Source organism: Paraburkholderia phytofirmans (assembly GCF_046028095.1).
In the GTDB taxonomy this organism is placed as follows: Bacteria; Pseudomonadota; Gammaproteobacteria; order Burkholderiales; family Burkholderiaceae; genus Paraburkholderia; species Paraburkholderia phytofirmans_A.
In genome coordinates this window covers 605,887-625,552 of record NZ_JAQQDJ010000003.1, presented here as the reverse complement: position 1 = coordinate 625,552, position 19,666 = coordinate 605,887, and the positions used below count along the sequence as shown (strand labels likewise).

The following is a 19,666-nucleotide window of genomic DNA, read 5'->3' as shown; positions in this document are numbered from 1 at the left end:
ACCGGGCCGTCAGAACTTCAACCGCGCGAGCGCCTTTTCGATCCCGTCTTTTGCACGAAGTGCATGGCGTCACGTTCGATCGCCGCGGGCAACTCAGCCTTCAACAATTCGACCCACGCGCGCGTCTTGGCTTCGAGGAAACGTCTGGAGGGCATCAGCACGTAGACGCCGTGTTCCGGCGAGCGCCATTGCGGCAACACATGCACGAGCTCGCCCTTGCGTATCTGGTCCACCACCGCAAAGCCCGGCAGCATGGCAATGCCCAAGCCGCTGCATGCCGCGTGCAAGACCGCCTCCGGATGATCGCCCACCAGCGGCCCGACCGGTTGAATCGAATGCGTGCTCTTACCGTCGGTCAATTCCCAATGAGCCGTCGAGGAGGAATTCACGAGCCGCAGAGCGGCGTGGCCGCCCAGATCATCCACGGACTTCGGGGAGCCATGCCGTTTCAGATAATCCGGCGAGGCGCACAACACGCCGTGAACCGCGCCTAGACGCTGCGCGACAATGCTCGAATCCGGCAGTTTCCGGGTGACATACACGCTCACGTCGACGCCTTCCGCCAACAGATCCGGCACGTATTGCGAGGCACTGTATTCCACCGTCACCGCGGGATACATCGCGCAATACTTCGCCACCAGCGGCACCACGTAGCGGTCGCCAAAACTCGCCATGCCGAGCACTCTCAGGCGACCGCCCGGCTGAATGCGGGCGCCGCTTGCCTCGCTTTCGGCCTCCGTCACCAGTTCGAGAATCGTCCGGCACTGCTCGACGTAGCGCTCGCCCGCCGTCGTGACCGACATGCGCCGTGTAGTTCGCTGCAGCAGCTTGGTCTGCAGCCGGTTCTCCAGCTCGGAGACCAGTCTCGACACCTGTGCCGTGGTCAGCTCCATCTGCACGGCCGCCGCCGTGAAGCTGCCGGCGTCGACGACCCGCACGAACGCCGTCATTGCGTGCAGCACTCCGTAATCGAGATTCTTGCGCATGACGTAACGATTTTTGGATCAGACAGTATTTTCGCATGAAGGGCGAATAGTTTGGATCGGTGCGTACGTCGCTGACGCGGCGAGGGTCGCATTGGTGCACTCACTGATGCTGCATGACTCGCGACCCAGGCGATGTATTGATCAATCCGAGCAAAGTACCTGATCGAACTGTCCGAAGCTCTTGAGTCCATCCGCAATTTGACCTAGAAATGAGGAGGCGCAAAATTGCCTGTTATTCGTATTGAGTTAAACGAGTCATTCGCCTGCCACTTGCAGGTGGTACGCTGCACTCAATACAGGCAGCGCGAGACAGTCTTGAGCAAGCTTTTACCGGTCATGCATTTCAGGAAACAACCTTAGCCGACGACTCACATCAATCATCGCTACGCTCAGGAGAGCATCAGTCATGGTCGCAAGAAAACGAATTCATGCTGTGCTCCTCGCCGCGATGATCGCCACGATTGCGCCGGCCTGTCAGGCGCAAAACACCACCGACTGGCTGGCGAATACCTATGGCACCCTCTCCGCCCACGTCGGAAACGCCGCGCGTTCCATGTGGGTCGCGCCCGAAGGCGTCGTCTACACGGCCTCCATGTGGGACGAGTACGAGGGGGGCGTCGCGATCTATCAGAACCACCGCAGCGCCGGCTCTATCGGTGCGCATGGCGAATTTCAGGGCAGCGCTATCACGGGTAATGCCAAGTCGATTTTCTTGGCGCTGCAGTACAACGCGTCGTACGGAAGCGGCGCGGTGGGACGATACAACCGCACCACCGGCGCTCGCGATCTTTTCATTCAGGTCACTGCGTCGAAGAACCAGCCGCGCGTCGACGTCATCACCGGACTCGCCACGGCGGGCTCGCTGCTTTATGCGAGCGACATCGACGGCAATCGCGTGCGGATCTTCACTACCGACGGTGTCTGGCAGAAAGACATCAACGTCCAGAGCCCGGGCGCGCTCGCCCTGGACGGCGCCGGCAACGTCTGGGTCGCGCAGAAGAGTGCGGGCACGATCGTCGGGTTCAGTCCAACCGGGGCGCTGCTGAATACCATTCAGATGTCCGCCGGATCGCAGCCGTCGGCACTCTATTTCGATGCGTCGTCGGGACAGCTCATGGTGGGAGACGAAGGCCCCGACATGAACATCAAGCGCTACACGCTCTCGGGTACGCCGACGCTGGCCGGCACGTTCGGTATTCAGGGCGGTTATCTCGACACCACTGCGGGCATCAAAGGCCAGGTCGGTGCGAAGCGCTTCACCCGCATCGCCGGCATCGGCAAGGACGCCGCCGCCAATCTCTACGTGCTCAACAATCCGTGGGGCGGAAGCTGGGACCTCGGCCGCAACGGCGGCACCGACATTCATGCGTATAGCAGCGTCGGCAACCTGCAGTGGACGCTGCGCTCCCTGAACCTCGAAAGCAACGCCGTACCGGACCCGCTCACGGACGGCACCATGTTTTATGGCGGAACCAACATCTACAGCGGCAGCGCCGGCGGCGCCTTCGTCGCGAACACCGTCGATCCGTTCGCCTATCCGTCGGACCCGCGCATCGACATCAACGATACTTCACGGGATGAGCACTTCGCTCACATGGCCACGGTCGGCGCCAACCGGATCCTCGTGGCGTCCGGCCAGAATCCCGATGTCTACTACTTCTTCCACTTTAATGCCGCGAATGGCTATATCGCCATACCGGACGCTACGCTTCCCGGTCCGGCGTTCAAAACCACCGCACTGGTCAGGGACGGATTCTGCATCGACAGCAAGGGCGGCGTATGGGCCGGTCTGGACAGGACGGGCAACATCTATCACTACCCGCTGACCGGCTTCGACGCCAGCGGCAAGCCGACTTGGGGACCGGGTATCGCCATCCGCATTCCGGCGAGCATCCAGCCGCTGACGCGCATCCTCTATCTCGCGGACAGCGACACGATGATTCTCGGGCAAGGCGTTGTCGGGAGTACGGACTGGACGGGGATAGGCACGCGGATCGAGGTGTATCACGGCTGGAGCGCGGGCAATACCACGAAACCCAATCCGGTGATCAACCTCCCCCACGCCGGCGCCAAGTCGATCGACGCGGCCGGGCGCTATCTTTTCGTGGGTTACTGGTTCGGCAGCGGGCAAGCTCTGCCGGACATCGACGCCTTCAACCTCGCCACAGGCAACCTCGACGCAACGCTGGTCAACACCAGCACCCGTACCGTGGACACGAGCAGCGCGATCGATGCGATGTACAGCGTCAAGGCCTACCTTCGATCGACCGGCGAGTACGTGGTCACGAAGAACAACGTCAAAGGGTCCAGCATTACTGTGTTTCGCTGGACGCCGTGACCGGGTGTAAAGACGTCGATCTTAACGACCATGAAGTTGCTACCGCGATATTTTCTCCAGCTCGATACCCTTCGTGCGCGGTCCCATCAACCCGATTGCCAGCATGACGATCAGCATCGCGCCAGCAATAAAGACGAACACCCCAGTGGTACCAAACTCCTTCAACACCGCGGCAATCAGAAACGCCGTGAAGATCGCCGAAAAACGGCTCCACGAATAGACGAACCCCACCGCGCGCGCCCGAATGCTGGTCGGAAAAAGCTCAGTCTGATACGCATGGTAGCTGTACGAAATGATGTTACCCGCGAGCGTCAGACACACACCGAGACTCACCAGCAACACCGCGCCCGCCGCCTGGCTGAACCACAGGCCGCAGACGATGTTCACGCCCGCCATCACCACGATCACTGTCTTACGCTCGAAGCGGTCGCCAATAAAAAGTCCGATAAGCGGACCCACCGGCGCAGCCAAAGCGATCACGCTCGAATACATCAGGCTCGTGGTGATCGTGATGCCCTGCTTGATCAGCAGCGTGGGCACCCAGTTCGCAAAGCCATAGAAGCCCACCGTCTGGAAGATATTGAAGATCGTCATCATCAGCGTGCGGCTGCGATACGGCGGCACCCACATATCGCGGAAGCTGCCGCGCGGCGCGACCGGCACGGGCGGCGCGGGCGGCGGCAGTTCGCGGCCGTATTCGCGGCGCACTTTCGCTTCGAGCGCCGTCATCACGCGGTCGGCTTCGGCAAGGCGTCCTTGCTGTGCCAACCAGCGCGGGCTTTCCGGCAACTCGCGACGAATCCACCACACGAACAGCGCGCCATGCGCGCCGATCAGCACGACCCAGCGCCAGCCGTCGAGACCGAGCAACGTGCGCGGCACCAGCAGATACGACAGGAACGCCACCACCGGCACAGCCGTAAAACCGACCGCCTGCTCGCACGCGAACGCGCGGCCGCGAATCTGCTTGGGCACGAGTTCGGAGATGTACGTGCCGATCGTCACCAGCTCGACGCCGATGCCGACCCCTGCCACGAAGCGCCAGAAGTTCAACCCGGTAGCCGTTTCCTGGAATGCCATCACCACATTGGCCACCGTATACCAAAGCAGCGAATACGTGAACACGGCGCGGCGTCCGAAGCGGTCCGCGAGAAAGCCGCACGCGATCGTGCCGATAAAGAGGCCGCTGAACAGCGCCGCGATGAAACTCGCGACACCGGTCGAGCCGAACAGCCCGTGCGTCGTCGCGCTGAGCAGACCGCTTTTGACAAGGCCTGGCGCAACATACCCGGAGTACAGCAGATCGTAGAGTTCGAAGAAGAAGCCGAGGCTCAGCAACACCACCAGCTTCCAGACGGAGCGCGTGGCGGGCAGCCGGTCGAGGCGCGCGGAAATGCTGCCGGCGTCGAGCGGCGCGGCCGCGGCGGCGCGATTGACTGTGCTATCGGAATGCGCCGCGCCGCCGCTTTGCTTCGCGACGGACCCGGCGTGATCGGGGGATGCCATGTTGTTTGTCTCCTGGTAATACTCGCGAAACGATAGGGCTCGCTGGACCGGTCTCGCCGGCCTCTTGTACTTTCGCGCGTCACACGCACCACGATGCCGGGCCCCAAGGTCCGGCCAGCATTCTAGCCGCGCGCGCGCTTCAATTGTTCGAAGGTGGTGATTTTTCCGGCCAGCGCGCTCGCCGCCACCGTGTACGGACTCGCGAGCCACACATTGCCCGGTCCCGAACGGCCCGGGAAATTGCGGTTGATCGCGCTGATCGTCACTTCGTTCGCCTCGGCCGATTGGCCCGGCCCGCAATTCGCGCACGACCCGCAGCCCGGCATGACGAGCGTCACGCCCGCGCGCTCGAAGACCGGCAAATAGCCGCGTTCCTCGCAATACGCGCGCACCGCCATGGTGCCGAACTGCAAGTAGAGACGCGTCCCCTCGGGCACGCCAAGACCTTGCTCGACGCCCCAATGCAGCACTTCGTGATAGAAATCGAAGTCTTCGCGCTTGCCCGCCGTGCATGAGCCGCCGTACGCGATATCGATGGCGACATCCTGTTCCAGTTGCGGCGCCGGCACGCCGTTGCCGGGGTCACCAGGACGCGCGAGCATCGGCTCGATGGCGCTTGCGTCGATATTGACGGTGTCGCGATAGGTGGCGCCCGCATCGCTTTTCATCCAGTTTTCAAGGGTGAAATCGACACCGCGCCGCTCTTTGAGAAATGCCACCGTGCGCTCGTCCGGTTCGACGATGCCGGTGAAACCGCCCAGTTCCGCGACCATATTGGTCAAGGTCGCGCGCTCGTCGATCGACATCGCGCGCACCGCCGAACCGCCGTATTCGAACACGAGGCCGATCGCGCCGCCCGAGCGGATCGCGTCCATTTGCAGCAGATGCAGCACCACGTCCTTCGCGGTCACGCCGTCACGCAAATGACCGCTGATTTCGATGCGCAAGGTCTCCGGCACTTTGCAGCGCACATAGCCCGTCACCCAGCTATTGGCGATTTCCGTCGCGCCGGCGCCGAATGCGAGGCAACCGAGCGCGCCTGAATGCGGCGTATGCGAATCGGTGCCGCACGCCACTTGCCCCGGCAACGCATATTGCTCGGCCATCAACGCATGACAGATGCCTTCGGAGCCCGGCATGTTGTCGAGCGCGCCGTGCGAGCGCACCGGATAGTCGCGCGAGAACGACGTATGCCCTTCCATCAGATTGGCGACGCCCGGCAGCAGACCATCGCGCACGTGCGGAATGCTCTGCGATGCGAGCACCAGATGATCCTGGAACGCGATGATGTGATCCGGCGCATGCAGCGGCGCCGGCTTGCCGAACGCGCGATGCATCAGATGCGCGCACATGCCGGTGAAATAATCGTGGCTGAAACGCCAGTCCGCGGCGATGAACACGCCGTCGCCGCGCTGCGCGCCCACGCTGCCCGGATGCAGATGGCGCTCGATGATCTTCTCGACCAGCGTCTTCGGCAGCGCGCCCTGCGCCACGTCAGCCTGAGCGCTATCGCCCACGCGCGGCGCGGGCCAATCGGCGAACCTGCTGTACGCGAGCAGGCCGCCGCTGCGAATGATCTGCTGCGTGAGCGCGTCGCGTCCCTTGAGAAATTCGTCGATCGGCACTGCTTCTCCCGCGCTCAAACGATCAAGCACGGAAAAGTCAGTGGTGGTGAGAATGCCGATGTTGTCGCAGTTCTGCTGATAGATCCGCTCGAAGCTTTCCGCGACGATCAGCCGGATGCCGGCCGAGAGTTCCGCCAACGGACTCGATTCACGCGACGATCCTTTGCCGTAGCGCTTGCCCGCCACCGTCACCTGGAAGCCGCCGTTCTTCACCGCGTCGCGGCCGATCGGCATGCGCTCGCCGGCCTTGAAGCCGACATACGGAAACTGGCCGAGGCGCTCGTCGTACGTGAGCATGACGGTGACCGGCGTGATCTCGTCGGTGGAGACGTTGTCGCGCAGCGGACCGGCCGTGGCGCGCGTGAAGTTCTCGCCGACGAGTTGCGCCTCGATCACCGCGGGGTCCTGGGACAGGTACAGCACGCGGCCGTCCAGACGAATCGTGTCGCTCATATGCATTCTCCTTGCGGCCACTATACGGCGCGCGCGGGCAATGCCGAAGTGCCGGTGCGGCAACGCAGACCTCTCGTTTGGCGATGATTGGCGCGATCGTGCTGGACACGGTGGTTCGGGCGTTGGCGCGTCACCGCCAGCATACGACAGCCGGCCACCGGCGCAGCTTTGCCCCTGCGGATTCGCCCGCCGTGGCTCGCGTCAACCGCCCTTGCCCAGAAACCCGACCAGCGCCGCCGCGCTCGCACTCAACTGATCGCGCGCCTTGAAGATCATGATGAGGTGGCGCACCGCCCACGCATCGCTCAGAGACAGCAGGCTCACGTCGAGCGCATTTAAATAGAGCAGCCCGACCTGTTCAGGCACGATCGCGATGCCGAGCCCGGCATGCACCATCCGGCAGAGCGCGTCGAGACTGCTGACGCGGATCTTCACATCGAGTTGCCGCCCCGCGCCGGCTGCCTGTTGCGTGAGCAGTTGCGTCAGCGCGCTCTCGCTGCGCAGCCCGACGAAACTGTCATCGAGCAAGTCATTGAAGTTCACGCGTAACGCACCGGCGAGCCGATGGCCGCCCGGCACCAGCACCGCCAGCCGATCCTGCCGGTACGGCACCTGCTCGAACGCCTCGCTGCCCGCCACCGAGTTGCAGATGCCGAAATCCGCCGCGTGTTCACCGACAATCCGCAGCACGTCGGCGCTATTTTCCTCTTCCAGTTCGATCGACACCTCCGGAAACGCGCGCCCGAACGCGGCCACATCTTCCGGCAAAAACTGCACGATCGAGGACAGATTCGCCACCACCCGCACGCGCCCTTTCGCGCCCGACGAAAAGCGCGACAGCTCCGCGCTCATCTGCTCGAGATTGCCGATGATCGCCAGCGCGTATCGCAGCACGGTCTCGCCGACCGGCGTCACGGCGATGCCGCGCGACTGGCGCTGGATCACCGGCAAGCCGATCACCGCCTCGATCTCGGCGATGCGCCGGCTGACCGCGGACGATGCGATGAACTCGCGCTCCGCCGCGCGCGCGATATTGCGCTCCTGGCAGACGGCGACGAACAGGCGCAATGAGGTGAGGTCGAGTTTCTTGAGAAGGTTTTCCATTGTTGCTGCTTCATACGCGGTGAGCTCGAAGAACCCGACAGCGAACCCGGCATCGGCATGAAGGGACCCTGGCAAAAAAGATGGGCAAGTGTAACGCCCTTCTCCAGGCCAGAATGCCTGTCATGCCTGCAACCGGCTTTCGATTCGCTTGTTTGCTGCCTACACTACGCAACGAACATCGTAAGACGCGTCAACGCCGGCGGAACCCGTCCATGCCTGGTTCCCTATAAACCAGAAGAAGTTATCCGGAGACATGACATGACCTCAGTGCAAGGACGCCGGCGCTTTCTCGGCGCGGCGCTATGCGGGGCCGTCACCGCATGCGGCGGTTCCAACGAATTGAACAGTTCGGGCAGCGGCGGCAACACCAATCCGAACGGCCCGGTGCCCGACGCCCAGATCGACGCCGCCCTCGCCCAACTGGACACCCTCGTCAACAACCTGATGACCAGCACCGGCGTGCCCGGCATGTCGGTCGCCGTGGTGCGCAATCTGCGGACGGTCTATGCGAAGGGCTTCGGCACGCGGCTGATCGGCTCGGGCCTTGCGGTCGATGCCGACACGGTGTTCCAGCTCGCGTCGCTGTCGAAGCCGGTCGGTTCGATGGTGGTCGCGCATCAGGTGGGCCTCGGCACGGTCTCGTGGGACACACCGCTGCGCGCGCATCTGCCGTGGTTCACGCTGGCCGATCCGACCGTGAGCGCGCAGGTCACGGTCGGCGACATGTACGCGCATCGCTCCGGCTTGCCCGATCACGCGGGCGATCTGCTGGAAGACATGGGCTACGATCAGACCACCATCCTCGAGCATCTGCGTTATTTGCCGCTGGCGCCGTTTCGCCGGTCGTATTTCTATACGAACTTCGGCCTGACGGCGGGCGCGGTTTCGGTAGCCACCGCGACCGGACTCGATTGGGCGACGCTCTCGGAGCGCACGCTCTACCAGCCGCTCGGCATGGCGAGCACCAGTTCGCGCTACGCGGATTTCATCGCCCGCGCGAACCGGGCGACCGGCCACGTGCAGCGCAACGGCAAATGGGTCGTCGGACTCGGTTCGATGCCCGATGCACAAGCGCCGGCGGGCGGCGTGAGTTCCTCAGCGAACGACATGGCGAAGTGGCTGACGCTGATGCTCGGCCAAGGCGTGTTCAACGGCACGCGCATCGTGGACGCCACGGCGCTGAATGCGGCGATCAGCCAGCAATCGCAGATCCAGCCAGCCGGCAATGGCCAGAACGCGTCCTACTATGGCTTCGGCTTCAACGTCGGCACCACTGCGGCGGGACGCGCGTCGTACAGTCACTCGGGCGCATTCGGCGCGGGCGCCGCGACCAACTTCGTGGTGGTGCCGTCGACGGGCTGCGCGATCGTCGCGCTCACCAATGGCTATCCGCTCGGCGTGCCGGAAACGCTCACTGCCCAGTTCTTCGATATCGTGCAGTTCGGCTCCATCCAGCGCGACTGGTTTGCGGCTTATAGCAACGCGTTTGCGGACCTCAACAAACCGGCCGGCTCGCTCGTCGGCGTGACGCCGCCCGCGGCGCCGCTACCGGCGCGGGCGCTGTCCGCCTATACCGGCACCTACAACAACGATTATTACGGGCCGATCCAGATAACGGCCGCGAACGGCGCGCTGCTCCTGACGATCGGCGCCACGCCATTGCGCCTGCCGCTTTCGCATTGGGACGGCGATACCTTCACCTTCACGCTCGTCAACGAAAACGCCGCGCCGGGGACGATCTCCAAGGTGTCGTTCCTGAGCAATCAGGTGACGCTGGAGTACTACAACGCGGAGGGGCTCGGGACGTTCACGCGTTGATCGTGCCGCGTTCATCTCAGGATGTCGGTTGCCTTGTGCCGCTCGTCCACGCCGTCGATCAGGATCACCGGCCCGCGCGCGTGCCGCGTGCGCAGCGGCAGGATGCGCTGATACGCGTCCGAGCGGTACCAGGCGCGCGCGGCGGCGAGATCGGGGAACGCAATCGCGATCAGATCGCCGTGCCATTCGCCTTCGAGTATCTCGGGGCGTGCGCCATGCACGATGAAATGGCCGTCGAACGGCGCAAGCGTGGCGTCGATGCAATTGAGGTATTCGACGATGTCGTCGCCCAGTTCGACGTCGTGCAGATGGGCAATCGCGTAGGCGGTCATGGCGTGGCTCCTGATCATGAGTGGATGCGGATCGAAAACTTGCATGCCGCTCATGGTCGACTCGGGCGTGACGTGCGTCGATTACCCGTGAGGTAAAAGAACCCGCCGCGTTGTGCGCGAAGCAAGCGCGCCGCAAAAAACGCGGGATGCGCCGCCATGACCCGCTCGACCAGCACGAACTTCGATATCACACCCGCCTTCGCCCCCTCGAAGCCCTCGACCCGCGCCTGTTTCGTTCTCGCAACAGGCGCATCCAATCCTTAGCGTTTGAAGAAAAGCCGTCGCCGCCCTGTTCTGGTCCGGCAATCCCCCTGATTCAAAAGGGCTTTTCGCCGACATGCGGCATTTCATCACTCCACGAAACAAGCTATTGTAAAAAACTTAAAAGACTTTGGAACCGGTTCCATCTATCATCCCGCCGGCAATCCGATGACTGCCGGAACGCAATTGCGCGCTCCAATCTGGTGACTAGAACAACATGCCTTCATCCCCTATTAGCTCTCGCCGTGGCTTTTTACGTACGGCTATCGCTCTGGTTCCGGCCGGCACGCTCGCCGGCTGCGAGGTCAAGCAATCCACGACGGCCTCCGCGCCGGGTTCGAGCGAAAGCGCGAACGCGAACGCGGGCCGCGCGTCCGGCGTGGACTACAAGCCGCATTTCTTCGACGCGAAAGAATGGGCGTTCATCCACGCCGCGGTCGATCGTCTGATTCCGTCGGACAGCGAAGGCCCCGGCGCCGTCGAAGCCGGCGTGCCCGAATTCATCGACCGGCAGATGGATACGCCGTACGCGCACGGCGCGCTCTGGTACATGCAGGGTCCGTTCACGCAGGGCGCGCCCGAACTCGGTTACCAGTTGAAGCTCGTGCCCCGCGATCTGTACCGCCTCGGCATCGCGGCGGTTAACGCGTACTGCACGAAGACCTACGCGCATCCCTTCGATACTCTCGACGCCGCCACGCGCGACACCGTGCTCGGCGCGCTCGAGAAAGGCAAGGTCGATCTGGACAACGTGCCAGCCGCGGTGTTCTTCGGACAACTGCTGCAAAACACGCGCGAAGGCTACTTCTGCGATCCGATCCACGGCGGCAACCGCGACATGGGCGGCTGGAAGATGATCGGCTTCCCCGGCGCGCGCGCCGATTTCATGGACTTCGTCAATCAGAACGGCGCGGCTTATCCGTATGACCCCGTGTCGATCGAAGGAAAGCGCACCTGATGTCTACTCAAACCAAACCGCACGTCGACGCGGTGATCGTCGGCTTCGGCTGGACCGGTGCGATTCTCGCGAAGGAGCTCACCGAAGCCGGCCTCAAAGTGGTCGCGCTCGAACGCGGCGAATACCGCGACACCTATCCGGACGGCGCGTATCCGAACACGATCGACGAGTTGACTTATAACGTCCGCAAGAAGCTGTTCCTCGATCTCTCGAAGACCACCGTGTCGATCCGTCATGCGCCGAACGATACCGCCCTGCCGTATCGCCAGTTGGCCGCGTTTCTGCCGGGCGAAGGCGTCGGCGGCGCGGGTCTGCACTGGTCGGGCGTGCACTTCCGCATCACGCCGGAAGAATTGCGCCTGAAGAGCCACTACGAGGAACGCTACGGCAAGCGCTTCATTCCCGAAGGCATGACGATTCAGGATTACGGTGTCAGCTATGACGAACTCGAACCGCATTTCGACTTCGCCGAGAAGGTGTTCGGCACCTCGGGCCAGGCGTACAAAGTCAACGGCAGGATAGTCGGCGACGGCAACATTTACGAAGCACCGCGCAGCGACAACTTCCCGCTCGCCGCCCAATTGAACACGTATTCGGCGGAGCGTTTCGGCAAGGCCGCGCGCGAACTCGGGCTGAATCCGTACCGTCTGCCATCGGCGAATACATCGGGTCCGTACACCAACCCGTATGGCGTGCAGATGGGCCCGTGCAATTTCTGCGGATTCTGCAGCGGCTACGCGTGCTACATGTATTCGAAGGCATCGCCGAATCTGAACATTCTGCCCGCGCTGAAACAGTCGCCGAACTTCGAGTTGCGCTCGCGCTGCCACGTGCTGCGCGTCGAACTCGACGACACGAAAAAGCGCGCCAAGGGCGTGACGTATGTCGATCCGGCGGGCAACGAAGTGTTCCAGCCGGCCGATCTCGTGATCGTCGCGGCGTTCCAGTATCACAACGTGCATCTGCTTCTGCTCTCGGGTATCGGCAAGCCGTATGACCCGATCTCGGGCGAAGGCGTGGTCGGCCGCAATTTCGCGTATCAGAACCTCTCGACCATCACCGCGTTCTTCGACAAGGACACGTTCACCAATCCGTTCATTGGCGCGGGCGGCAACGGCGTCGCGGTCGACGACTTCAACGCCGACAACTTCGATCACGGCCCGCTGGGTTTCGTCGGCGGATCGCCATTGTGGGTGAACCAGGCGGGCACCAAACCTGTTAGCGGCATCGCCACGCCGGCCGGCACGCCGAATTGGGGCACCGACTGGAAGAAGTCGGTGAAAGACCACTACGCGCACACCATTTCGATGGACGCGCACGGCAGCAACATGTCGTACCGCGACGTGTTCCTCGACCTCGATCCGACCTACCGCGATTCATACGGCCAGCCGCTGTTGCGCATGACCTTCGACTGGAAGGACAACGACATCAAGATGGCGCGCTACGTGACCGGCCAGATGCACAAGATCGCGCAGCAGATGGGCCCGAAATCGATCAACGTCTATACCCGCGAATTCGGCGCGCACTTCGATTCGCGCCGCTATCAGACCACTCACCTGGTAGGCGGCGCGGTAATGGGCACCGATCCGAAGACGAGCGTACTGAACCGCTACCTGCAAAGCTGGGACGTGCACAACGTGTTCGTGATGGGTGCCTCGGCGTTTCCCCAGGGCATCGGCTATAACCCGACCGGCCTCGTCGCGGCGCTGGCTTACTGGTCGGCGCGGGCGATCCGCACGCAGTATCTGAAGAACCCCGGGCCGCTGGTGAGCGTATGACGAAGAAGATCGATATCCAACGCCTCACGCAGGCGATGAAACGCGTGGGCGCGGCGGCCGTGCTGGGCATGACCGCACTTGCCGCACACGCGGCGGCGCCACACAGCCAGAACGACGCCACGCTGATCGCGCACGGCGAGTATCTCGCGCGGGCCGGCGATTGCATCGCGTGTCATTCGACGCCCGCAGGCAAGCCTTTCGCCGGCGGCCTGAAATTCGACACGCCGATCGGCGCGATCTACTCGACCAATATTACGCCGGACCGCAACACCGGCATCGGCTCGTGGACCTTCGTGCAGTTCGATCGCGCGGTGCGTGCGGGCGTGAAGCCGAACGGCGACACGCTGTATCCGGCCATGCCGTTCCCATCGTATGCACGCCTGAGCCAGGACGACATGCACGCGCTGTATGCGTACTTCACGCAAGGCGTCGCGCCGATGAATCAGAAGAACAAACCGGTCGATATCGTCTGGCCGCTGTCGATGCGCTGGCCGCTCGGCATCTGGCGTCACCTGTTCGCGCCCGAGCCGGTTTCGTTCGACGCGAAGCGTTACGCCGATCCTGTGATCGCGCGTGGCGCGTATCTCGTGCAAGGGCTCGGCCATTGCGGCGCGTGCCACACGCCGCGCGCGGTGACGATGCAGGAACGCGCATTGAGCGACCTCGACGGCCCGGCGTTTCTCGCAGGCGGCGCGACGATCGACGGCTGGATTCCGTCGAGCCTGCGCGGCAATCCGCGCACCGGCATCGGCGCGTGGAGCGAAGCCGATCTCGTGCAATTCCTGAAGACCGGACGCACGCAGCACAGTGCGGCCTTCGGCGGCATGACGGACGTCGTGCAGCACAGCATGCAGCACATGAGCGACGCCGATCTCACTGCGATCGCGCGCTATCTGAAGACGCTGCCGTCGACCGATCCGCAGGAAACGCCGTACGCGTACGACGACACGGCCGCGCGCGCCCTGCGCATGGGCGACGCCACCGCGCCGGGCGCAGCCGTCTATCGCGACAACTGCACGGCCTGCCACCGCAGCGACGGCCGCGGCTACACCCGAGTGTTTCCGGCACTAGGCGGCAATCCGGTTGTGCAGGGCAAGGACGCCACCTCGCTGATTCACGTGCTGCTCACCGGCAGCACGCTCGAAGGCACGAAGACCGCGCCCTCCTCGTTCACGATGCCGGCCTTCGGCTGGCGTCTGAACGATCAGGAGGTCGCGGACGTGACGAACTTCGTGCGCACCAGTTGGGGCAACACCGGTTCGACGGTCAGCGCGACGGATGTCGCCAAAGTCCGCAAGACCGTCACGGTGCACGCGCCCGACATGCCGCCAGGCGCTGCGCTGAGCCACTGATCGTACGCGGCCTCGCGTGACGCGTCCCACTCAAGGGACGCGTCACAAGCATGGCAAGCGCCGCTGCGCACACCCTTCCCCTGCTTCACGTAGTCCGCCCCGTTGGTCAGGAGCGGGCATCAGTGCGCGCGGAAAAAGAGAGATCGCCATCCAGGCGACTTGAGATAGAAGTTCCAACCAGGCTATGAATACGATGAAAAAGCAATGGATTGCCGCCCCCCTGTTGATGTCGTTCGCCGGCATTGCGTCCGCGCAAAGTTCCGTCGCGCTGTACGGCATCGTGGATGCGGGCATTTCGTACCGCAGCAACGAGCGCACCGGCACCATCGGCAACTATAGCGGCCACTCGAACGTCGCCGTGACGAGCGGCAACCTCTCCGGCAGCCGCTGGGGCATCAAGGGTCAGGAGGACCTGGGCGGCGGCTGGAACGCATTGTTCCAGCTCGAGGACGGCTTCGATATCACGAACGGCAAGACCGGCCAGAACGGCGGCCTGTTCGGCCGTCAGGCGTACGTGGGGATCGGCAGCAAGCAGTACGGCACGATCACGCTGGGCCGCCAGTACACCTCGCTGAACGACTTCGTTTCGCCGGTTGCCCCGGTGGCGATGGTCGGCGGTTACGGCGCGCATCCGGGCGATATCGACGATCTGGATCAGACCGCGCGCGTCAACAACTCCATCAAGTATACGAGCGCGAACTATGCGGGCTTCACGTTCGGCGCGCTGTACGGTTTCGGCGGCCAGCCCGGCAGCCTGAAGCAGCAGAACACCTGGAGCGTGGGCGCCGCCTACGGCAACGGCCCGTTGCATGTGGGCGTCGGCTACGAACGCTCCGACAACAGCAAGACCGGTACGCAGGATACGACTTACGGCAAGTGGAACGGCACGGACGACGGCCTGTTCAATTCATCGATCAACGAAGGCTACGCCAGCGCGCAATCGCAACAGATCATCGCGACGGGCGCGACGTACGATTTCGGGCCGGCGATCGTCGGCGTGAATTACAGCAACGTGCAATACCGATCCGGCGCGGACTCGCTGTTCAAGGGACACGCCACGTTCAATATCGCGGGCGTGTTCGGACAATGGACGATCCGTCCCGCCGTGCAACTGTTCGCGGGTTACAGCTACACGCGCGGCGGCGGAGTGGATGGCGTGGATGAGCGCGCGCAATATCACAACGTGACGCTCGGCGGGCAGTATGCGCTGTCCAAGCGTTCGACTGTCTATCTGATGGGCGGTTACCAGCACGCGTCGGGCGGCACGCTGGATGCGCTCGGCAATCCGGTCGCGGCTACCGCATCGGTTAGCGACAAGGGTAATGGCCACTCGTCGGCCGCGCAGTCGCAGGCGATTGTCAGCATCGGTGTGCGGCATAAGTTTTAAAGCATTAACGCGGCGCTACGGTTCGACGGTGGCTGCAGCGGCGGCTTTCCGATTGAGCTAGCGCTGCGACTGCGGCGCCGCGTCGAGCATCTCCAGATGACGCGCTTCGGTTTCGTCGTCGGCGGGGAACATGCATTCGAGGCGCAACTCCTGCGCTGCGATCGTCTGCGGCGTGCCTACAGTCGCGATCATCGAGAAATACTTCATGACGCGGCCGTTTTTGACGAAGCCGATCGGGATCACCGGCATGGCCGCCACCGATGCGGCTTCGGCTTTGGCGGCCAATTCGGGACGCTCCGCCTCCCTGTTCTCTTGCACATCCGGATACGCACGCAACGCGTCGAGCAACTCGCGCGTCCGATCATCGATCACGCGGCCCACCGACTCGCGGTAGACCCGCTGAATCAGACTGTCCGCCACAGTTTGCCAGTCGCTCACGAAAGGGCGCATAGCGTCCGGATCGAACACAAGATGCAGCATGTTGCGCGGCCCTTTGCGCGCCGCCATGTCGATGAAGCAATTGAAAAAGCGTGGCGCCGCGTCATTGGTCATCAGAACGTTCCAGTAGCGGTCCATGACCAGGGCCGGAAACGGTTCATGCTGACGCAGCATGCGTCCGAGCGCATTCGTGACGCTTTGCATTTCCTGTGCATTCCAGGCGGCGTCGGCATACATCGGCGCGTAGCCTGCGGCCAGCAGCAGCGTGTTACGTTCGCGCAGAGGGATATCGAGTGCCTGCGCGATATCCATCAGCATCTGGCGGCTGGGCACGCTGCGTCCGCCTTCGATGAAGCTGATATGCCGCTGTGAAACGCCCGCATTGAACGACAGGTCCAGTTGGCTAATGCCGCGCACGTCTCGCCAGTGACGCAACAGGACGCCGAGATCGCTCGGTGGCGTTTTTTTGACTGGGTTCGCAGGATTCATCGTGTGTTCCTGTCCGCATGACGATATAGATAAGGGGTTCGGCGAGCGCAGGTCGGCCGAACTCGTCGGTCAGCATACTCGCTAGCGCTGACCGCGCGTTCCCTTCCGAGATCAAGCCGTCCAGGCGTAGACCTGAAACTGCGCTTCCAACGGCGGTTGCGTGATGCTGCCCACGTAGTTCGTGATCGTCGAGGCCGCCGCCACCGCGAGCACTTCGAGTACCTGATCGCGGCGGAAACCGGCTTCGAGAAATGCGCTCACGTCGCGCTCGTCGAGATGGCCGCGCTTCTGGACCGCGGTTTTCGTCAACGTGGCAAGCGCGGCATGTTGGCGGTCCGCAGGCGCGCGGCCTGCGCGAAGCGCTTCGACATCGGCGGGCGCGAGTCCCTCGTTCAACGCCAATGCGGTGTGAAATGCGACCGCCCACGTGCATGCATTGGTGACGGCGTTCGTCAGCAACAGCGTTTGTATCTGCGCTTCCGTGAACGTGCCTGAGTGGACTTTCTGAAACAGGTTGATGAACGCGCCGATCAGCACGGGCGATTCGGCCATGGCGCCCGCGATGTTGGGGATGAAGCCAAAGGTCTGCTGGAGTTGGCGCAATACCGGTTTGGATTGTTCCGGTGCGGAGTCGATGGTGTGAACCTGAAACGTCGACATGATGTGTCCTCGATAGTGAACGGGGTTCGGGGTGAACCGCGCGACAACCGAAGATTAGGCGTGGGGGTGAGGGTCGGCAATTACCTTGGATGTAATAGAAACGGCGCGGCGAGGGAACGCACGCGCCAATAAAACGGCCGGGTGCGTCAGTCGCAACCCGGCCCATGGCATCACAAAAACTTCAAATCAGAACCGGTGAATAATCCCCACCCCCACCGCTACCTGACTGCCTGACGAAGACGGCGTCGAGTTATACCCATCGCCGATCGTCGCCGTGGCGTCGATGATCTGCCCCGCGCCATTGGTGCCCAGTGTCTTGCCCTTCGCCTTCTGATACGCCTCCAGCGCGTACAGACCCGTGCGCTTGGACAACGAGTAGTACTGGGACAGGTTGAACTGGTGATATTGCGCGTTGTCGTCGATGCCGTTCGCGCGCGTCGCACGCGTGTAGCTATAGCCCGCGCCGAAGTCCCAGGCGATCGCCGGCTTCCAGTGCAGCACCAGACCACCGGTGTTCCAGATCTGCGTATCATGGAACTTCGAACCCGTGCCCGGAATGTACTGCACGTTCGAATACGTGGCCGAGATATCCCAGGCACTATTGAACGTGTAGCCGCCGCCCACCGCAAACCGTTGCTGCGCCTGCGCGGTCTGATAGCCGTTAGTCAGCGCGGAGACGCCGATCTGCGAGCCGCCGTTGGTGGTGGTTGAATCCGCGCCCCACGCACCGCCACCCAACGTCGAGTTGTTGATCCGCGAGAAGCCGACCGCAAGGCCCACCGGACCCATTGCATACTGCACCGCCGTCGACCACGTCGAACCACGGTTCGTGCTGCCCGCCACACCGCCCAGCGAATACGAGCCGCTCGCCGTCAAACCATAGAACTTCGGCGACGTGTACTCCAGCGTGTTGTTCGCGCGGTAGATCGTGTCGAGGCCGTCGATATCGCCCGGATGCGCGCCGTAGTAGCCGGTGATCCAGGTGGTCGGGCTGTACGGCGAGAGCAACTGGTAATACGACGCGTACTGCCGGCCCGCGGTGAAGGTACCGTACGCGGGATTCGTCACGCCGACCCATGCCTGGCGGCCGAACATCGCGTTGGTGTATTGCTGGCCGCCCGTCGCCGAATTGAAACCGGACTCGAGCTGAAAGATCGCCTTCGTGCCGCCGCCCAGGTCCTCGCCGCCCTTCAGGCCGAAGCGGCTGCCGGCCCATACGCCGGGCGTCATCTTGACATCCGATTTGCCGCCTTTGGTCGAGCCGAGCGTCGACTGATTGTTGGTGTACGACAGGCCGTTGTCGACGATACCGTACAAGGTCACGCTGCTTTGAGCAAAAGCCGGCACGGCGGCTGCAATCGCCGCGCCGAACAGCACGGCGTCGACACGTCTGATACTTTTTTTCATGCTCCAGATCTCCAATTGCTACGTCTTTTGTTGAAATACTTTTTTTGCCGGCGCCCTGGCTATTGCATGGCCTGTTGCAGCCGCCGTTTCACCGTCAAGGCCAACGGCACGGTGAAGAAGATGTGCGACATGAATCCGCCGATGATCACCGCCGGGTCGTAATAGTTCGGATGGTTGTCGGAAGCGATCATGATCGCCACATGCATGGCGATCCACGCCAGCACCGCGTAGAACAACGCCACCAGCGTCGCTTCATAGCCGCGTCGGCAGAAGTACGGCCACATGGCCGCGAACAGCACGCCCCACGCGCTCGCGAAGACGAAGTGAATCGCGGTGCCCACCACATACGCCCAGATCCCGAGCGACGCCTGCACCTCCTTGCCGAATACGAGGCCGGTCGCGTTGCGAGGAATGCCGGCGAGCGGCATCATGTGCTGCGCGCCCACCCACACGAGCGCCTCATAAATCCAGATGACCACGGCGCCGATCAAGCCACCGGTCACGCCGGCGCGAATCATCGCCGCGCGACTCGGCCATGCCGATTGCGAAGCGGCCAACCTGCCGGCGAGTTCCGCTCCGCTCACGCTGAAATTGCCACTCATGTCTCTCTCCTTGAAACGCGTCTCACATCAGGGATGCCGTACGGACAGCAGCGCGCGAAGTCTCGCAAGACGCTTTGTGCTGCGCGGGAACCGCTCGTCGATCGGATAAGCCGCCGTCAGCAGCGAGGAATCCGTGACAACCGCCTTGGGATCCGAAGATAAGAATCGTGCG

The 19,666-nt window shown here is 63.1% G+C and carries 15 protein-coding genes; 6 read left to right on the top strand and 9 right to left on the bottom strand.

Annotation, left to right across the window (positions count from 1 at the left end):
• Positions 1-17: 17 nt before the first annotated feature.
• Positions 18-986 carry a LysR family transcriptional regulator gene (locus PQR54_RS11715; protein ID WP_408245686.1) on the bottom strand — a complete coding sequence of 323 codons (969 nt, stop codon included), beginning with the start codon at positions 984-986 and terminating at the stop codon, positions 18-20.
• A 406-nt stretch (positions 987-1,392) separates the two neighbouring features.
• Between PQR54_RS11715 and PQR54_RS11710 the strand changes: the two genes are divergently transcribed.
• Positions 1,393-3,324: an NHL repeat-containing protein gene (locus PQR54_RS11710; RefSeq protein WP_408245684.1), complete on the top strand. Its 1,932-nt coding sequence runs from the start codon at positions 1,393-1,395 to the stop codon at positions 3,322-3,324.
• Positions 3,325-3,363: 39 nt separating this feature from the next.
• Here PQR54_RS11710 and PQR54_RS11705 read toward each other — a convergent pair whose 3' ends face one another.
• From PQR54_RS11705 to PQR54_RS11695, 3 genes are all read right to left on the bottom strand, one after another.
• A complete protein-coding gene (locus PQR54_RS11705; protein ID WP_408245682.1) occupies positions 3,364-4,830 on the bottom strand; it encodes an MFS transporter in 1,467 nt (488 codons plus the stop codon).
• Between the two features lie 122 nt (positions 4,831-4,952).
• Positions 4,953-6,908, bottom strand: coding sequence for an aconitase family protein (locus tag PQR54_RS11700; RefSeq protein WP_408245680.1), 1,956 nt, complete (start codon positions 6,906-6,908; stop codon positions 4,953-4,955).
• Between the two features lie 201 nt (positions 6,909-7,109).
• A complete protein-coding gene (locus PQR54_RS11695) occupies positions 7,110-8,012 on the bottom strand; it encodes a LysR family transcriptional regulator (protein WP_408245678.1) in 903 nt (300 codons plus the stop codon).
• A gap of 258 nt (positions 8,013-8,270) precedes the next feature.
• On the opposite strand from PQR54_RS11695, the gene PQR54_RS11690 reads away from it, so the two are divergent.
• Positions 8,271-9,830, top strand: a complete 1,560-nt coding sequence (locus PQR54_RS11690) for a serine hydrolase (RefSeq protein WP_408245676.1) — start codon at positions 8,271-8,273, stop codon at positions 9,828-9,830.
• 11 nt (positions 9,831-9,841) lie between these two features.
• Here PQR54_RS11690 and PQR54_RS11685 read toward each other — a convergent pair whose 3' ends face one another.
• Entirely contained in the window at positions 9,842-10,162 is a 321-nt protein-coding gene (locus tag PQR54_RS11685; RefSeq protein WP_408246066.1) for a DUF1330 domain-containing protein, read from the bottom strand.
• Between the two features lie 478 nt (positions 10,163-10,640).
• On the opposite strand from PQR54_RS11685, the gene PQR54_RS11680 reads away from it, so the two are divergent.
• From PQR54_RS11680 to PQR54_RS11665, 4 genes are all read left to right on the top strand, one after another.
• Entirely contained in the window at positions 10,641-11,381 is a 741-nt protein-coding gene (locus tag PQR54_RS11680; protein WP_408245674.1) for a gluconate 2-dehydrogenase subunit 3 family protein, read from the top strand.
• Positions 11,381-13,159: a GMC family oxidoreductase gene (locus PQR54_RS11675; RefSeq protein ID WP_408245672.1), complete on the top strand. Its 1,779-nt coding sequence runs from the start codon at positions 11,381-11,383 to the stop codon at positions 13,157-13,159. Before PQR54_RS11680 ends, PQR54_RS11675 begins: the two co-directional genes overlap by 1 nt.
• A 35-nt stretch (positions 13,160-13,194) precedes the next feature.
• Positions 13,195-14,511, top strand: coding sequence for a c-type cytochrome (locus PQR54_RS11670; RefSeq protein WP_408246064.1), 1,317 nt, complete (start codon positions 13,195-13,197; stop codon positions 14,509-14,511).
• A 193-nt stretch (positions 14,512-14,704) separates the two neighbouring features.
• Complete coding sequence (locus tag PQR54_RS11665; protein ID WP_408246062.1) at positions 14,705-15,898, top strand: porin; 1,194 nt, start codon at positions 14,705-14,707, stop codon at positions 15,896-15,898.
• 57 nt (positions 15,899-15,955) lie between these two features.
• Here PQR54_RS11665 and PQR54_RS11660 read toward each other — a convergent pair whose 3' ends face one another.
• The 4 genes from PQR54_RS11660 to PQR54_RS11645 all read right to left on the bottom strand — a co-directional run bounded on the left by PQR54_RS11660 (position 15,956) and on the right by PQR54_RS11645 (position 19,494).
• Entirely contained in the window at positions 15,956-16,825 is an 870-nt protein-coding gene (locus tag PQR54_RS11660; RefSeq protein ID WP_408245670.1) for a helix-turn-helix domain-containing protein, read from the bottom strand.
• Between the two features lie 111 nt (positions 16,826-16,936).
• Positions 16,937-17,485 (bottom strand): carboxymuconolactone decarboxylase family protein, encoded by a 549-nt coding sequence (locus tag PQR54_RS11655; RefSeq protein WP_408245668.1) that lies wholly within the window; start codon positions 17,483-17,485, stop codon positions 16,937-16,939.
• Between the two features lie 186 nt (positions 17,486-17,671).
• The gene (locus PQR54_RS11650) at positions 17,672-18,892 is read right to left on the bottom strand and encodes a porin (protein WP_408245666.1); all 1,221 of its coding nucleotides are present in this window, start codon (positions 18,890-18,892) and stop codon (positions 17,672-17,674) included.
• A 59-nt stretch (positions 18,893-18,951) separates the two neighbouring features.
• Positions 18,952-19,494 carry a hypothetical protein gene (locus tag PQR54_RS11645; protein ID WP_408245664.1) on the bottom strand — a complete coding sequence of 181 codons (543 nt, stop codon included), beginning with the start codon at positions 19,492-19,494 and terminating at the stop codon, positions 18,952-18,954.
• Positions 19,495-19,666 lie beyond the last annotated feature (172 nt).

Excerpts from the sequence above, each read along its gene's own strand:
- PQR54_RS11655 (WP_408245668.1), bottom strand. The coding sequence starts at position 17,485 with ATGTCGACGTTTCAGGTTCACACCATCGACTCCGCACCGGAACAATCC.
- PQR54_RS11650 (WP_408245666.1), bottom strand. The coding sequence starts at position 18,892 with ATGAAAAAAAGTATCAGACGTGTCGACGCCGTGCTGTTCGGCGCGGCG.
- PQR54_RS11670 (WP_408246064.1), top strand. The coding sequence starts at position 13,195 with ATGAAACGCGTGGGCGCGGCGGCCGTGCTGGGCATGACCGCACTTGCC.
- PQR54_RS11710 (WP_408245684.1), top strand. The coding sequence starts at position 1,393 with ATGGTCGCAAGAAAACGAATTCATGCTGTGCTCCTCGCCGCGATGATC.
- PQR54_RS11645 (WP_408245664.1), bottom strand. The coding sequence starts at position 19,494 with ATGAGTGGCAATTTCAGCGTGAGCGGAGCGGAACTCGCCGGCAGGTTG.
- PQR54_RS11675 (WP_408245672.1), top strand. The coding sequence starts at position 11,381 with ATGTCTACTCAAACCAAACCGCACGTCGACGCGGTGATCGTCGGCTTC.
- PQR54_RS11690 (WP_408245676.1), top strand. The coding sequence starts at position 8,271 with ATGACCTCAGTGCAAGGACGCCGGCGCTTTCTCGGCGCGGCGCTATGC.
- PQR54_RS11665 (WP_408246062.1), top strand. The coding sequence starts at position 14,705 with ATGAAAAAGCAATGGATTGCCGCCCCCCTGTTGATGTCGTTCGCCGGC.
- PQR54_RS11685 (WP_408246066.1), bottom strand. The coding sequence starts at position 10,162 with ATGACCGCCTACGCGATTGCCCATCTGCACGACGTCGAACTGGGCGAC.
- PQR54_RS11680 (WP_408245674.1), top strand. The coding sequence starts at position 10,641 with ATGCCTTCATCCCCTATTAGCTCTCGCCGTGGCTTTTTACGTACGGCT.
- PQR54_RS11660 (WP_408245670.1), bottom strand. The coding sequence starts at position 16,825 with ATGAATCCTGCGAACCCAGTCAAAAAAACGCCACCGAGCGATCTCGGC.
- PQR54_RS11715 (WP_408245686.1), bottom strand. The coding sequence starts at position 986 with ATGCGCAAGAATCTCGATTACGGAGTGCTGCACGCAATGACGGCGTTC.
- PQR54_RS11705 (WP_408245682.1), bottom strand. The coding sequence starts at position 4,830 with ATGGCATCCCCCGATCACGCCGGGTCCGTCGCGAAGCAAAGCGGCGGC.
- PQR54_RS11700 (WP_408245680.1), bottom strand. The coding sequence starts at position 6,908 with ATGAGCGACACGATTCGTCTGGACGGCCGCGTGCTGTACCTGTCCCAG.
- PQR54_RS11695 (WP_408245678.1), bottom strand. The coding sequence starts at position 8,012 with ATGGAAAACCTTCTCAAGAAACTCGACCTCACCTCATTGCGCCTGTTC.